This window comes from Tsukamurella conjunctivitidis, assembly GCF_007858475.1.
Classification (GTDB): Bacteria; Actinomycetota; Actinomycetes; order Mycobacteriales; family Mycobacteriaceae; genus Tsukamurella; species Tsukamurella conjunctivitidis.
This window is the reverse complement of the sequence record NZ_VIGX01000007.1, coordinates 156,859-169,715: the sequence shown is the minus strand read 5'-3', so window position 1 is coordinate 169,715 and position 12,857 is coordinate 156,859. Positions and strand designations below refer to the sequence as shown.

Here is a 12,857-nt window from a genome sequence, read left to right as displayed (position 1 = left end):
GCGGCTACGCCGACTTGCGATCGGCCTCGGACGGCTGCACCGTCTGGACGTCGAGCGGCTTGTCGGTGACCTGGGCCTGCGGCTGCTCAGCGGCGGTGCCCTTGTCGCCCTCGGTCTTCATCTCGTCCATCTCGCTCTTGAAGATGCGCATCGAGCGGCCGAGCCCGCGTGCCGCGTCCGGCAGCTTCTTGCCGCCGAACAGGATCAGGAGGACGACGGCGATGACGATCCATGCCCAGGGAGAATGGGTGAGCCCCATGATGCTGCCTCACTAACTTCGCGAATATCTCTTGTCGAGACTACCGGACTCCGGGCGCACCGACCGCCTTGAGCGGGGCGTCGGAAATGACCACCTCATGAATAGTTGGCGAGCCCGGCCGCGGCGCGTTCGGCGACGGCGTCCGCGAGCGACTGCGGTGCGCGCACGGTGAGCTCCCCGCCGAAACTGAGCACGAAGCGCACCATCCACGCCTCGGTCGCGTACTGCATCGTCGCGGTGACCGGTCCGCCGGGCTCGTCGGACAGCACGGTGAACGGGTGGTATTCGAGTGCCCACGCGGCCCCCGGCCCCACCTCGAGCGTGGCGGTGGTCAGTTCGTCGGCCGCGGCACCGTCGAACAGGCCCGCGGCGGGTTCGACGTGCTGCGGGACCGAGGCGGCCTCGTCGAGGACGACGGCCTCGTCGATGCGATCGAGCCGGAACATCCGCAGTCCCTCGCTGCTGCGGCACCAGGCCTGCAGGTAGCTGTGGCCGGCGAAGGTGTCGAGTGCGATGGGGTCGACGTCGCGCTCGGTGGCTGCGTCCCGGGTGGCGGAGTAGTACCGCAGGTGCAGCGCGCGGCCGTCGCGCAGCGCGCCGCGGACGGTGCTCGCGATCGCGGCGACGGGGCCGGTGTCCTGCGCGCCGTCGATCGAGGCGACCGTGTCGCGCCCGGCCCCCGCGACCGCGGCCTCCAGCTTGGCGATGGCCCGCAGGACCGCCGCCGGGTCCGCCACGCCCGGCGAATCCGCCAGGGCCCGCAGGGCGAGGAGCAGTGACGCCGCTTCGGGACCGGTCAGCTTGAGCGGACGGTCGAGGTTGGCGCTGAACTCGATGTCGACGCCGGCCTCGTCGTAGTCGATCTCGATGAGGTCGCCCGGGAACATGCCGGGGAGCCCGCACATCGTGAGGCCCGTGATGTCCTTGCGCAGCTGCGCGACGGTGACGCCGAGGTCGGCGGCCGCATGCTCGAGGTCCGCATCGGGATGGGTCTTGAAGTAGGGGATCACGTTGAGCCAGCGGGCCAGGCGCTGCATCTGGCGGCTCGGCTGCTTCGACTGCGTGCTCATCGCTCCCCCGCCAATGCCCTGAGTCGGTCGACGACGGCGTCGCGCAGCTGCTGCGGCTCGAAGACCACCGCGTCGGGCCCGAGGCCGCTGACCTCGCGGGCGACGGCGTCGACGGACCGCATCTCGACCGTCAATTCCGTGCCGGGGCGTCCCCGGAAGTCGCCGTCGGCCTGCGCCGAGGCGAGCCGCCGCAGCCCGTCGCCCCTGCCTTGCGCGACCCACAGCCGAGCGGTACCGACGGGATCGCGTTCGGCGACCGTGGCGACGACGTGCGCGTGCAGGTCGAAGCCCTCCGGAGGCCGGACGGTGGCCGGACTGCTGGTCACGGCGCCACCGCGGACGCGGCTGAGCTTGAAGGTGCGCACCGCGTCGCGGGCCACGTCGTGCCCGACGGCGTAGGCGCTGCCGCGGAAGGTGACGACGCCCCACGGATGCAGCGTGCGGTCCACGTAGGGCTGCGCCGGGTTCGCGCGGTGCTCGAAGGTGACCTGGCGGCGCCGGTCCACGCCCTCGAGCATCGCGAGCAGCGCGCCCTCGGCCCCGCGATCGGGCGCGATGCCGGGGCTGACACCCGCGCCGGGGCCGTCGACGTCCATGCCGCCGGCGCGCAGTTTCTGCACCGCGGACTGGGCCGCAGCGGAGAGCTCCGGCGACTGCCACAGCGCCGAGGCGACGGCCACCGCGGTGGCCTCGTCGGGGTCGAGGTCGATGTCGCCGAGGGCGTACTCGTCCATCGCGATGCGGTAGCCGACGGCCGAGTTGATCCGGGAGACCGGGGCGACCTCGATCGGCACGCCGAGCTCACGCAGGTCCGCCTTGTCGCGCTCGAACATGCGCTCGAAGGCCTCGTCGTCCGAGTCCGGGTCGTACCCGAAGACGTTCGCCCGGATGTAGTCCCGGTCCAGCGGACGTTGCGTGTACAGAAGGCATATCACCAGGTTGGTGAGACGCTCGATCCGCGAAGTTGCCACGTGTCGATCTTACGTTCTATGCGTGCGCTCGTCTCACATCGACGCGATCAGTCGCTCGACCCGTTCGTCGACGTTGCGGAACGGGTCCTTGCACAGCACGGTGCGCTGCGCCTGGTCGTTGAGCTTGAGATGCACCCAGTCGACGGTGAAGTCGCGGCCGGCGGCCTGCGCCGCCGTGATGAAGTCGCCGCGGAGCTTCGCTCGCGTGGTCTCCGGCGGGTTCTTCACCGCGGCGTCGACGGCCTCGTCGGTCGTGACCCGCGCGGCCAGCCCGCGGCGCTGCAGCAGGTCGAAGACGCCGCGACCGCGCTTGATGTCGTGGTACGCGAGGTCGAGCTGCGCGATCTTGGGGTCCGAGAGGTCCATCGAGTACTTGTCCAGGTAGCGCTGGAAGAGCTTGCGCTTGATCACCCAGTCGATCTCCGTGTCGATGCCGGAGAAGTCCTGCGATTCGACCGCGTCCAGGGTGCGACCCCACAGGTCGACGACCCGGCTCAACTGCTCGTCGGGCTCGCGGGTCGTGAGGTAGTCGACGGCCTTGGCGTAGTACTCCCGCTGGATGTCGAGGGCGCCGGCCTGGCGGCCGCCCGCGAGCCGCACCTCGTGGCGCCCCGTCGGGTCGTGGCTGACCTCGCGGATCGCGCGGATCGGGTTGTCGAGCGAGAAGTCGCGGAACTGGACGCCCGCCTCGATCATCTCGAGGACCAGGTGCGCCGTACCGACCTTGAGCATCGTGGTGGTCTCGGACATGTTCGAGTCGCCGACGATCACGTGCAGGCGGCGGTACTTCTCGGCGTCGGCATGCGGCTCGTCGCGGGTGTTGATGATGGGCCGGCTGCGGGTGGTGGCGCTGGAGACGCCCTCCCAGATGTGCTCGGCGCGCTGGCTCAGGCAGTAGGTCGCGTTCTTGGGCGTCAGCAGAACCTTGCCCGCGCCGCAGATCAGCTGTCGGGTCACCAGGAAGGGCAGCAGCACGTCGGCGATGCGCGAGAACTCCCCGACGCGGCCCACGAGGTAGTTCTCGTGGCAGCCGTAGGAGTTACCCGCCGAGTCGGTGTTGTTCTTGAACAGGTAGATGTCGCCGCCGATGCCCTCGTCCTGCAGCCGCTGTTCGGCGTCGAGGAGCAGGTCCTCGAGGACCCGCTCCCCCGCCTTGTCGTGCGTGACGAGCTGGAGCACCGAGTCGCACTCGGCCGTGGCGTACTCCGGGTGGCTGCCCACGTCCAGGTACAGGCGCGAGCCGTTCTGCAGGAAGACGTTCGAGCTGCGGCCCCAGGAGACCACGCGCCGGAACAGGTATCGGGCGATCTCGTCGGGGCTCAGTCGACGGTGCCCGTGAAAAGTACACGTGACACCGAACTCGGTCTCGATTCCCATGATTCGGCGCTGCACTTCACGAACATACCCCGCGGCCGGGGTCAGGCGTCGGAGCCCCGTCGCGCCCGCAGGCCGTCGAGCTGGAATCGGAGGTGCCGGCGCCAGCGCCGGTCGTCGTCCGGGGTCGCGTGGATCACCGCGGCGACGGCCACCATGAGGGCTGCGAGGTCGTCGTAGGCGAAGTCGTCGCGCACCACACCGGTCTCGTGCGCGCGATCGAGGACGGACCGGACCGCGCTCCCCGACCGCCCGCATTCGGCCATCAGGTCGACGTCGCCGAGCGGGCCGCGCGACATCGCCTCGTTCACGGCGCGGTTGCGGGCCTGGCCGGCGAACATCGCCTCCAGGAAGCCGGTGAAGCCCGCCCACGGGTCGGTCGCACGCGCGCTCTCCTCCGCGAGGCGCTCCAGTTCCGCCAGACGTTCCGGGAGAACGGCGTCGAGCAGTGCTCCGCGGTCGGCGAAGTTGTTGTAGAGCGTGCCGATGCTGACGCCCGCCGCCCTCGCGATCCGGTCCAACGGCACGTCGATCCCCTGTTCCGCGAACAGGCGCAGCGCGGCGTCGAGGAGCTTCTGCCGGTTGCGGACCGCGTCCGCGCGGGGTGACATGCTCCGATCCTAACGAAATTGAGGAGACCCTCAACTTCTGGTATCAAGTTGAGTATGACCTCAAGTAATGCCCTCCCCGTCCTCGTCGTCCTCGGCACCGGCCCCGGACTCGGCATGTCGGTCGCCCGCGCGTTCGGCCGCCGCGGCTACCGCGTAGCGCTCGCCTCGCGGTCCGCGGACCGTCATGCCGGGTATCTCGACGAGCTCCGGGGCCTCGGCATCGAGGCCGCGGCCTTCCAGGCCGACGTCACCGTGCCCGGTGCCGTCACGGCCGTCGTGGAGCGCGTCCGCGAGGACTTCGGACGGATCGATGTGGCGTATTTCGGCGCCGCGACCCCCGTCGTCACCGGGCCGATCACCGATCTCGACCCGACCGGTGCCACCGAGGCGCTCGCGACCGTGGCGCCGGCGGTCGAGTTCGCACAGGCGGTCCTGCCCGAACTCCGCGCACGGGCCGGCGCGCTCGTCTTCGTCGGCGGCCTCAGCGCCGTGGTGCCGATGCCCCACCTCGGTGCCCTCGCGCTCGTGGCCGCGGCGTACCGCGCCTACGCCCTCAATCTGCATGCGGCCCTGCGGCCGGAGGGCGTCTACGCGGGAACGCTCACCGTCGGCGGGATGATCGACGGCGGCGACATCGCCGCCGCGACGCGGGCGAACGCACCCGAGCAGGACCTGACGGCGATCACCCTCCGACCCGACGACCTGGCCGAGCGGGTGTGGCGGATGACCGACGACCGCACCGACGGCGAGGTCGTCGTCGACGTGATCAGCTGACCGGCACGGCGTTCGGCAGCGCGCCGCCGGCGGGCCGCACGCGGGCGCGGCGCCGATGATCGATGCGGTACGCCACCAGAGCGAGCGGCACCAGCGCGACGCTGGGCACGATGAAGGCGGCGACGATGGCCTCGGGCGCCAGGAACTCCCCCATCGTCATGGAGAAGACCAGATTGAACCCCGCGTGCGCGATGGACGTCGGCCAGATGCTCCCCGAGCCGTACCAGAGCGTGCTCCACACGATCTCGAGCAGCATCGACATCACGATCCACAACGGGATGAGCAGCAGCACGTCGTGCAGCGGCGGCTGGAAGCTGAAGTATCCGACGGACGCCAGCGGCCAGTGCCACGCACCCCACACCGCGCCCGTCACGGCCGACGCCGCCGTGGGCCGCCCGCGCAGCACCGGCAGTTCGGTGACCGCGCCGCGCAGGTAGGCGGTCCAGCCGAACTCCTCGCCGAAGAAGACCGGCGCGAGCACCACCATGATCAGCGGCCCGAAGGCCACGGCCTGCAGGTGCGCGGGGATCCCGTCGGGCGGCATCGTCATCACGCCGGACGCGAAACCCACCGGCAACGCGATCAGCAGCAGGACCGGCGGGATCGCCAGCGCGGCGAGGTACCACCGCCACTGCGCGCGGAGCTGCGGCCGCAGGCCCGCGCCCGCGAGTCCCTGCCGCGTGATCCACATGCACACGACGAACGCGGCGAACGCCGGGAGGAACGCCGCGGTGAGGAGCTGGATCCCCGGATCATCGAGCGGATGCCCCAGGCCGTACGCGAGGATCCACAGCCCCCACGACGGCAGGAAGGTGAGCGCGAGGAACCAGGCGATCCCGCGCCGGTGCACAGTCGTCGTCATGCGTCCAGCACACCGGATCGACGGTCCGCGGTCACGGGCGCGGGAGCCCGATTCCGGGGTGGTGCCAGCGCTACCCCGGACGGGACCGGCGGGGCGCTGCTCGACCGGGCGTCGGGGCACTCACCCCAGCAGCTGCGCGACCCGCTCGTCCGAGAGCCGCTTGAAGGCGCGGCGCGGCCGGGTGTGGTCCAGGATCGCGATCTCCAGCTCACCCGGACCGAAGGTCTTGGACTCGGCGGTCGCACCGGATCCGTTCGTCGGAGCCGGCGCGCCCAGGGCCTTCACCGCAAGAGCCACGGCGCCCGGCAGGTCCAGCCCGTCCCGGTAGCCCTCGGTGAGCACGGGCGTGATCGACTCGGTCTGTCCGCCCATGACCACGAATTGCCGCTCGTCGCCCACGGAGCCGTCGTAGCCCACGCGGTAGAGCCGCGAGGCGGCGTTGTCGGGTGTACCGACCTCGGCCACGCACAGCTCGACCTCGTAGGGCTTGGCCTGCTCGGTGAACACGGTGCCCAGCGTCGAGGCGTAGGCGTTGGTCAGCGACCAGCCGGTCACGTCTCGCCGCGAGTACTGGTAGCCGCGGGTATCGGCGAACTGGATGCCGGCACGGCGCAGCGATTCGAACTCGTTGTACTTGCCGACGGCGGCGAAGCCGATCCGGTCGTAGATCTCGCTGATCTTGTACAGCGAGCTGGGGTTGTCGGCGACGAAGACCACCCCGTCGGCGTACTTGAGCACCACGACGCTGCGGCCGCGGGCGATGCCCTTGCGCGCCAGCTCCGAGCGATCGCGCATGATCTGCTCGGCGGAGGCGTAGTACGGGAACGTCACTGCTCTCCTCCCCTCGCCGCGATCACCCGGTCCGTGGCGGCGGCCACGTCCTGCTCCGCGACCTCGACGGCGCCGTCGGCGGTGATGACGATCGCTGTCGGGTACAGCTTGCGGAGCACGTCCGGGCCGCCGGTGGCGGTGTCGTCGTCGGCGGCGTCGAAGAGCGCCTCCGCAGCGACGTCGAGCGCACCGTCGGCGTCGAGGCCGGGCCGGAAACGCTTCTTGATCGACGACTTCGCCCAGGCCGAGCCGGAGCCGATGGAGTGGTAGCCCACCTCGTCGTGCCAGTCGCCCGTCACGTCGTAGGAGACGATCCGGCCGCGGGTCTCGGCCTCGTCGAAGCCGACCAGCAGCGGGACGGCGGCCAGCCCCTGCAGCGCGGCGCCGAAGTTGCTGCGCACCATGCCCGCCAGGCGGTTCGCCTTGCCCTCGAAGGTGAGCGGGACGCCCTCGATCTTCTCGTAGTGCTCCAGCTCCACCGTGAACAGCTTGACGATCTGCTTGGCGATCCCCGCGGTGCCGGCGATGCCGACGGCGGTCAACTCGTCGGTGACGAAGGTCTTGACGATGTCGCGCTGCGCGATGAGATTGCCCATCGTGGCGCGGCGGTCACCCGCGAGCAGGACGCCGCCGTCGAAGGCGACGGCCACGATCGTGGTGCCGTGCGGGACGTCCGGCGCACCGTCGGACCCGGCGCCCCGGCCGGGCAGCGCCTCCGGCGCCACCGCGGCGAGGTGCTCGACGAACGACGATCCGCCGTGCAGGGCCGTCACTGGCCGCCCTTCTGCACGTACGCGCGCACGAAGTCCTCGGCGTTCTCCTCGAGCACGTCGTCGATCTCGTCGAGCAGATCGTCCGTCTCGTCGGTCAGCTTCTCGATGCGCTCCTGGCCGGCACCCGACGGGCCGCCCGCAGGATCCTCGTCGTCCCCGCCGCCGCCACGCTTGACCTGCTCCTGCGCCATCTCGCTGCCTCCTTAGCGACCGAATCCGGGCCGCACGACCCGATGAATCAACACTACCGGCCTAGACTGCTCCCGTGGATCCGTACACGCCGCCCGGCAGCCCCGGGATGCCCGAACCGGTGCTCGTGAGCATCGGCGACATCCATTGCACGCGCAGTGATGTGATCACCCCCGCGGGTACCTTCCCGATCGCGGGCAGCCAGTGGACGGTCACCGACCACAGCGTCACCACGCGCGCGATCCCCACGTGGGCGATCGTGCTGGCGATCGTCGGCGCGTTCGTCGTGTGCCTGTTCTCGCTGTTCTTCCTCCTGGTCAAAGAGGATCGGACGCAGGGCTTCGTGCAGGTCACGGTCATCGGACCCGAGGGGCGATCGTTCACCACCAGCGTGCCGGTGTACTCCTTCGCGGCCGTGCAGGACACGTTCAACCGCGTCACCTACGCGCGCAACCTCGCCATCGGCATGTAGGCCGACGGTCCGCCGCAGCCCCGTCAGACGGGGCGGAGCCGGACCACCGGGATCGGGCGCGAGGTCGTGCGCTGGTAGGCGGCGTACCGGCCGCCGTTGTTCGCGTCCGCGAGGTCCCAGAGCCGCTGGTAGTCGGAGTCGCCGGGCTTCAACGCGTCCACGGCCGCCGGGAAACGGTTCGTGCCGACCTGCACGTCGACGGTGCCGGCGGCGACCATGTTGTGGAACCACGCCGGATTGCGGGGCGCGCCGCCCTTCGACGCGACGACCACGTAGTCGTCGCCGTCGCGCACGTAGGTGAGGACGGTGGTGCGCGGCAGGCCCGATTTCGCGCCGACGGTCCGCACGATCAGGCTCGGCACACCGAAGAGCAGCTTGTGCCCGATGCGGCCGCCGGAGCGCACGTACAGTTCGCCGTGTGCCTTGAGCACCTCGGGGAACACCCTGGCGTACAGCTTCTGCACCTCGCGACCGATGTCCATGCGCCTACCCTCGCAGAGAATCGACGAGTTCGCGCGCCGAGGCGGCGTCGTCCAGCAGCCTGCCGACGTGCTCCTTCGTGCCGCGCAGCGGCTCGAGCGTCGGAATGCGGACCAGGGACTCGGCTCCGATGTCGAAGATGACGGAATCCCAGCTGGCGGCCGCGATGTCGGTGCCGAACCGGCGCATGCACTCGCCGCGGAAGTAGGCGCGCGTCGATTCGGGCGGGGTCGTGACGGCGTCCATGACCTGCTGCTCGGTGACCAGGCGCTTCATGGACCCGCGCGCGACGAGCCGGTTGTACAGCCCCTTGTCGAGCCGGACATCGGAGTACTGCAGGTCGACCAGTTGCAGTTTCGAGGCCGCCCAGCCCAGGCCCTCGCGCTGCCGGATGCCCTCGAGGAGGCGCAGCTTCGCGGGCCAGTCGAGCTCGTCCGCGAGGCGCAGCGGGTCGTCGGCGAGGGTGTCGAGCACGCGTACCCAGGTGGCGTGCACGTCGAGCGCGCGCGCATCGTCCGACCCCTCGAGGAACCGGCCGACGCGGTCGGCGTAGGCGCGTTGGACGTCGAGCGCGGTCATGGTCCGGCCGTCGGCGAGTTCGAGCGGCGCGGAGAGCGACAGGTCGCGCGAGACCTGGTGCACGGCGGTGACCGGCGTCGCGAGCTGCAGGTCCGAGAGGTCGACGCCGGCCTCGATGAGGTCCAGCACCAGCGCCGACGTCCCCACCTTGAGGTAGGTGGAGGTCTCCGCGAGGTTGGCGTCGCCGATGATGACGTGCAATCGGCGGTACTTGTCCGGGTCGGCGTGCGGCTCGTCGCGGGTGTTGATGATGCCGCGCTTGAGCGTGGTCTCGAGCCCCACCTCGACCTCGATGTAGTCCGCGCGCTGCGAGAGCTGGAATCCCGGCTCGTCGCCGCTGCTGCCGATGCCCACGCGGCCGCTGCCGCAGAACACCTGACGGGTCACGAAGAAGGGGGTCAGCCCGGTGACGATCGCCGCGAAGGGCGTCTCGCGGCGGCACAGGTAGTTCTCGTGCGTGCCGTACGAGGCGCCCTTGCCGTCGATGTTGTTCTTGTACAACTGCAGCGCCGCGGCCCCGGGCACCGTCGACGCGTAGCGGGCTGCGGCGTCCATGACCCGCTCCCCCGCCTTGTCCCAGATGACCGCATCGAGCGGGTCGGTGACCTCCGGCGCGGAGTACTCCGGATGCGCGTGGTCGACGTACAGCCGGGCGCCGTTGGTCAGGATCATGTTCGCGGCACCGATCTCGTCGGCGTCGATGATCGGCGCCGGGCCGCCCCGGCCCAGGTCGAAGCCGCGGGCGTCGCGCAGCGGCGATTCGAGGTCGTAGTCCCAGCGGGTGCGCTTGGCGCGGGGAACCGCCGCGGCGGCCGCGTACGCGAGCACCGCCTGCGTGGAGGTCAGGATCGGATTGGCCGTCGGGTCCTTCGGCGCGGAGATCCCGTATTCCACCTCGGTACCGATGATGCGCTGCATGCCGCCCAGCCTATCGCTGGGTCGCACGCACGCCGCGGCAGGCCGGGACCCGTGTGCGGACCGCTAGCGCGACCTCCGCGAGATCCGGAACCAGGTCGCGAGCCACAGCAGGACCGCCATGGCCACGAGTACGCCGATCGCGATTCCCCACTGCGTCGGCGTCGAGTCCCACAGCGGGTCGATGGCCTGCATGGTCGGGCGCCCGGAGACCGCGTCGATCTGCTTCTCCAGCTCGACGGTGGACGCGCTGGACGCGAACCCCCACCGCGACGGGAACAGCCAGGAGATCTGCTCGAGGCCGACCCGGTCGTGCAGCGTGAACAGGCCCCCGCTCATCACCAGCTGCACCATGACGACGACCACGAGCATCGGCATGACCTGCTCGCTCGACTTCGCCAGCGCGGAGATGAGCAGGCCCACGAGTGTCGATACGCAGGCGAGGACGGCGATGTCGATCATCAGCTCGACGGGGGCGCTGGCTAGGACCGATCCCTGCGCGGTCGACTGCTTCACTCCGAGGATCACGATCGCCATCATCATCGCCGCCTGGATCGCGGCGGCGATGAAGTAGACCAGCGTCTTCGCGGACAGGTACGCGCCCGGACCGAGGCCCACAGCGCGTTCGCGCTGGTAGATCGCGCGTTCGCCGACCAGGTCGCGGGAGGTGAGCGCGGCACCCATGAAGCAGGCGCCCACCACCAGCAGGACGAGGATCATCTTGGCGCCGCTGTAGCCGTCCGGCAAGGCGTACGGCGAGGCGAGCCCGTCGTCCGCGGGCACGAGCAGGGTGATCCCGCCCAGGACGAGCGGGAGCAGCAGCAGGAACACCAGGTACCCGCGGTCGGCGAGGATCAGCCGCAGCTGGCGACGCGCGACCACCGAGAGTTGTTTGCGCACGGACGTCTTCGGCGCCTTCGTCGGCGTCGGAGGGGCGCCCGTCGGCGCGGGTGGCGGCGGCGCGGGATGCGCGGAGCGGTAGCGCTGCCAGGCCACGTCGGGCTGCTTCGCGGCGAAGTCGAAGATCTCCGCCCAGTCGCCGGTGCCCATCGCGGCCTTCACGCCCTTCGGTGAGCCGCAGTACGCGGTCTTGCCGCCGGGTGCGAGCAGCAGCACCTGGTCGCACATGTCGATGTGCGTCAGGGAGTGCGTCACGACGATCACGACGCGACCGGCGTCGGCCAGCCGGCGCAGTGTCTGCATGACCTGCCGGTCCAGGGCGGGGTCCAGGCCCGACGTGGGTTCGTCGAGGATGAGCAGCGACGGGCCGGTGAGCAGCTCCATGGCGACGGACGCGCGCTTGCGCTGGCCGCCGGAGAGCTTGTCCACCCGGGTCTGCTTGTGTTCGGTGAGCTGCAGCTCCGCGAGCACGCCGTCGATCACCTGGTCGCGGTCGGCCTTCGACATGTCGGGCGGCAGGCGCAGCTCGGCGGCGAACCGGAGCGCCTGCTGCAGGGTGAGCTGGCGGTGCAGCACATCATCCTGCGGGACCATGCCGATGCGGGAGCGCAGCGCGTCGAAGTCGCGGTGCACGTCGCGGCCCTCGAACTCGACCCGGCCCGCGGTCGGGGTGACCGCGCCGGAGACGACTCTCGAGACCGTCGACTTGCCGGCGCCCGAGGGGCCGATCACAGCGGTCAGGGTGCCCGGAGCGGCGCGGAAGTCGACGCCGTGCAGCAGCGTCTTCGAGCCGTCGACCGTGAGCGTGATGGCCTGGACGGCGAGACCCGCGCCCGCGAACTCCTGCGCCTTCGGACGCTCGAGCCGGCCCTGCTCGACGATGAGGTCCGAGTTGCCGACGGTGACGAGGTCGCCGTCGCGCAGCGCCGTGGGACCGGCGATGCGGCGGCCGTTGACCTGTGTGCCGTTCGCCGAGCCCAGATCCTCGATGACGAGGCCCTGCGGTCCGGTGAGCAGGCGCGCGTGACGGCGCGAAACCAGCATGTCGCCGATCGCGATGTCGTTGTCGGGCGTGCGGCCGATGCTCATCTGCCCGGTGCCGACGGGCCGAGCGGGCATCTTCGCCACCTGGTAGAGCCCCGTGTTGCCGGCCATGGCGCGCAGGTGGGGCGCCACGTCGCCGGTGGGACGGTGCGGCGGAACCGGGGCCTGCGCGGCCTGCGCTGCCTGCGGGGCCGGCATCGGCGCCGCCGGAGCCTGCTGCCGCGGGGGCAGCGGCATCGGTCGGGACGGGGGCGCGGCCGGTGCCGGATTCGGCCGCGGCACCGGGTTCGACGGTGCGCGGCGCGCTGCCGGCATGTTCTGGACGGGCTGCTGCGCCGCGGCGGGTGGCGGCGTGCGCGGCGGCGGTGGGGGCGGCGTGTGCGACCGCACAGCCGCCGTGAAGGTCACCGGCGCACCCGTCCGTGGATCGCCGAACAGCAGCTGCTGCGTGCCGTTCAGCGCGATCGTCGGGCGGCGGACACCGCCCACGAAGACGCCGTTCGTGCTGCGGTCCGTGAGGATCCACCCCGTCGGACCCGCGGACGCCACCGCGTGCGTCCGCGAGACCAACGGGTGGTTGATCGTCACGTCCGACTCGAGCGTGCGCCCGAAGGTCACCGTCTTACCGGGGGCGAAGGTCAGCGTCTGCCCGTCCACAGTGACGGTGAGAACCGCGGTATCCGTACTCATCACGGATCACTATATTCAGACGCCGCTTGCCCTGGGCTTATGCTGCGCTTGTTGTGCAGGCGC

14 protein-coding genes are annotated in these 12,857 nt (G+C 70.9%); 2 read left to right on the top strand and 12 right to left on the bottom strand.

Going from position 1 to position 12,857, the window contains the following annotated elements; all coding sequences use genetic code 11:
• Positions 1–4 precede the first annotated feature (4 nt).
• From tatA to FK530_RS14465, 5 genes are all read right to left on the bottom strand, one after another.
• Positions 5–259 carry a Sec-independent protein translocase subunit TatA gene (tatA, locus tag FK530_RS14485; RefSeq protein WP_146487739.1) on the bottom strand — a complete coding sequence of 85 codons (255 nt, stop codon included), beginning with the start codon at positions 257–259 and terminating at the stop codon, positions 5–7.
• 95 nt (positions 260–354) lie between these two features.
• Positions 355–1,329 (bottom strand): helix-turn-helix transcriptional regulator, encoded by a 975-nt coding sequence (locus FK530_RS14480; protein WP_231706639.1) that lies wholly within the window; start codon positions 1,327–1,329, stop codon positions 355–357.
• On the bottom strand, positions 1,326–2,300 hold the full coding sequence (locus FK530_RS14475; RefSeq protein ID WP_146487738.1) for a helix-turn-helix transcriptional regulator: 975 nt from the start codon (positions 2,298–2,300) through the stop codon (positions 1,326–1,328). The genes FK530_RS14480 and FK530_RS14475 overlap by 4 nt, the downstream gene beginning before the upstream one ends.
• Positions 2,301–2,333: 33 nt before the next feature.
• Positions 2,334–3,692, bottom strand: a complete 1,359-nt coding sequence (gene pafA / locus FK530_RS14470; RefSeq protein ID WP_146487737.1) for a Pup--protein ligase — start codon at positions 3,690–3,692, stop codon at positions 2,334–2,336.
• A 26-nt stretch (positions 3,693–3,718) separates the two neighbouring features.
• Positions 3,719–4,285, bottom strand: a complete 567-nt coding sequence (locus tag FK530_RS14465; RefSeq protein WP_146487736.1) for a TetR/AcrR family transcriptional regulator — start codon at positions 4,283–4,285, stop codon at positions 3,719–3,721.
• A gap of 54 nt (positions 4,286–4,339) precedes the next feature.
• Between FK530_RS14465 and FK530_RS14460 the strand changes: the two genes are divergently transcribed.
• The gene (locus FK530_RS14460; protein WP_146487735.1) at positions 4,340–5,059 is read left to right on the top strand and encodes an SDR family NAD(P)-dependent oxidoreductase; all 720 of its coding nucleotides are present in this window, start codon (positions 4,340–4,342) and stop codon (positions 5,057–5,059) included.
• On the opposite strand, the gene FK530_RS14455 is transcribed toward FK530_RS14460, so the two are convergent.
• The 4 genes from FK530_RS14455 to FK530_RS14440 form a co-directional block, all read right to left on the bottom strand.
• Positions 5,052–5,921 (bottom strand): CPBP family intramembrane glutamic endopeptidase, encoded by an 870-nt coding sequence (locus tag FK530_RS14455; protein ID WP_146487734.1) that lies wholly within the window; start codon positions 5,919–5,921, stop codon positions 5,052–5,054. The genes FK530_RS14460 and FK530_RS14455 overlap by 8 nt on opposite strands.
• 120 nt (positions 5,922–6,041) lie before the next feature.
• Positions 6,042–6,752 carry a proteasome subunit alpha gene (gene prcA / locus FK530_RS14450; protein ID WP_146487733.1) on the bottom strand — a complete coding sequence of 237 codons (711 nt, stop codon included), beginning with the start codon at positions 6,750–6,752 and terminating at the stop codon, positions 6,042–6,044.
• Entirely contained in the window at positions 6,749–7,525 is a 777-nt protein-coding gene (gene prcB, locus FK530_RS14445) for a proteasome subunit beta (RefSeq protein ID WP_146487732.1), read from the bottom strand. The genes prcA and prcB overlap by 4 nt, the downstream gene beginning before the upstream one ends.
• Positions 7,522–7,716: a ubiquitin-like protein Pup gene (locus FK530_RS14440; RefSeq protein ID WP_126197679.1), complete on the bottom strand. Its 195-nt coding sequence runs from the start codon at positions 7,714–7,716 to the stop codon at positions 7,522–7,524. The genes prcB and FK530_RS14440 overlap by 4 nt, the downstream gene beginning before the upstream one ends.
• Before the next feature lie 74 nt (positions 7,717–7,790).
• On the opposite strand from FK530_RS14440, the gene FK530_RS14435 reads away from it, so the two are divergent.
• A complete protein-coding gene (locus FK530_RS14435; RefSeq protein WP_146487731.1) occupies positions 7,791–8,186 on the top strand; it encodes a hypothetical protein in 396 nt (131 codons plus the stop codon).
• Between the two features lie 23 nt (positions 8,187–8,209).
• Here FK530_RS14435 and FK530_RS14430 read toward each other — a convergent pair whose 3' ends face one another.
• The 3 genes from FK530_RS14430 to FK530_RS14420 form a co-directional block, all read right to left on the bottom strand.
• The gene (locus FK530_RS14430; RefSeq protein ID WP_146487730.1) at positions 8,210–8,668 is read right to left on the bottom strand and encodes a nitroreductase family deazaflavin-dependent oxidoreductase; all 459 of its coding nucleotides are present in this window, start codon (positions 8,666–8,668) and stop codon (positions 8,210–8,212) included.
• Between the two features lie 4 nt (positions 8,669–8,672).
• Complete coding sequence (dop, locus tag FK530_RS14425) at positions 8,673–10,163, bottom strand: depupylase/deamidase Dop (RefSeq protein ID WP_146487729.1); 1,491 nt, start codon at positions 10,161–10,163, stop codon at positions 8,673–8,675.
• Positions 10,164–10,226: 63 nt separating this feature from the next.
• Positions 10,227–12,794 (bottom strand): ATP-binding cassette domain-containing protein, encoded by a 2,568-nt coding sequence (locus FK530_RS14420; RefSeq protein ID WP_146487728.1) that lies wholly within the window; start codon positions 12,792–12,794, stop codon positions 10,227–10,229.
• Positions 12,795–12,857: the final 63 nt, after the last annotated feature.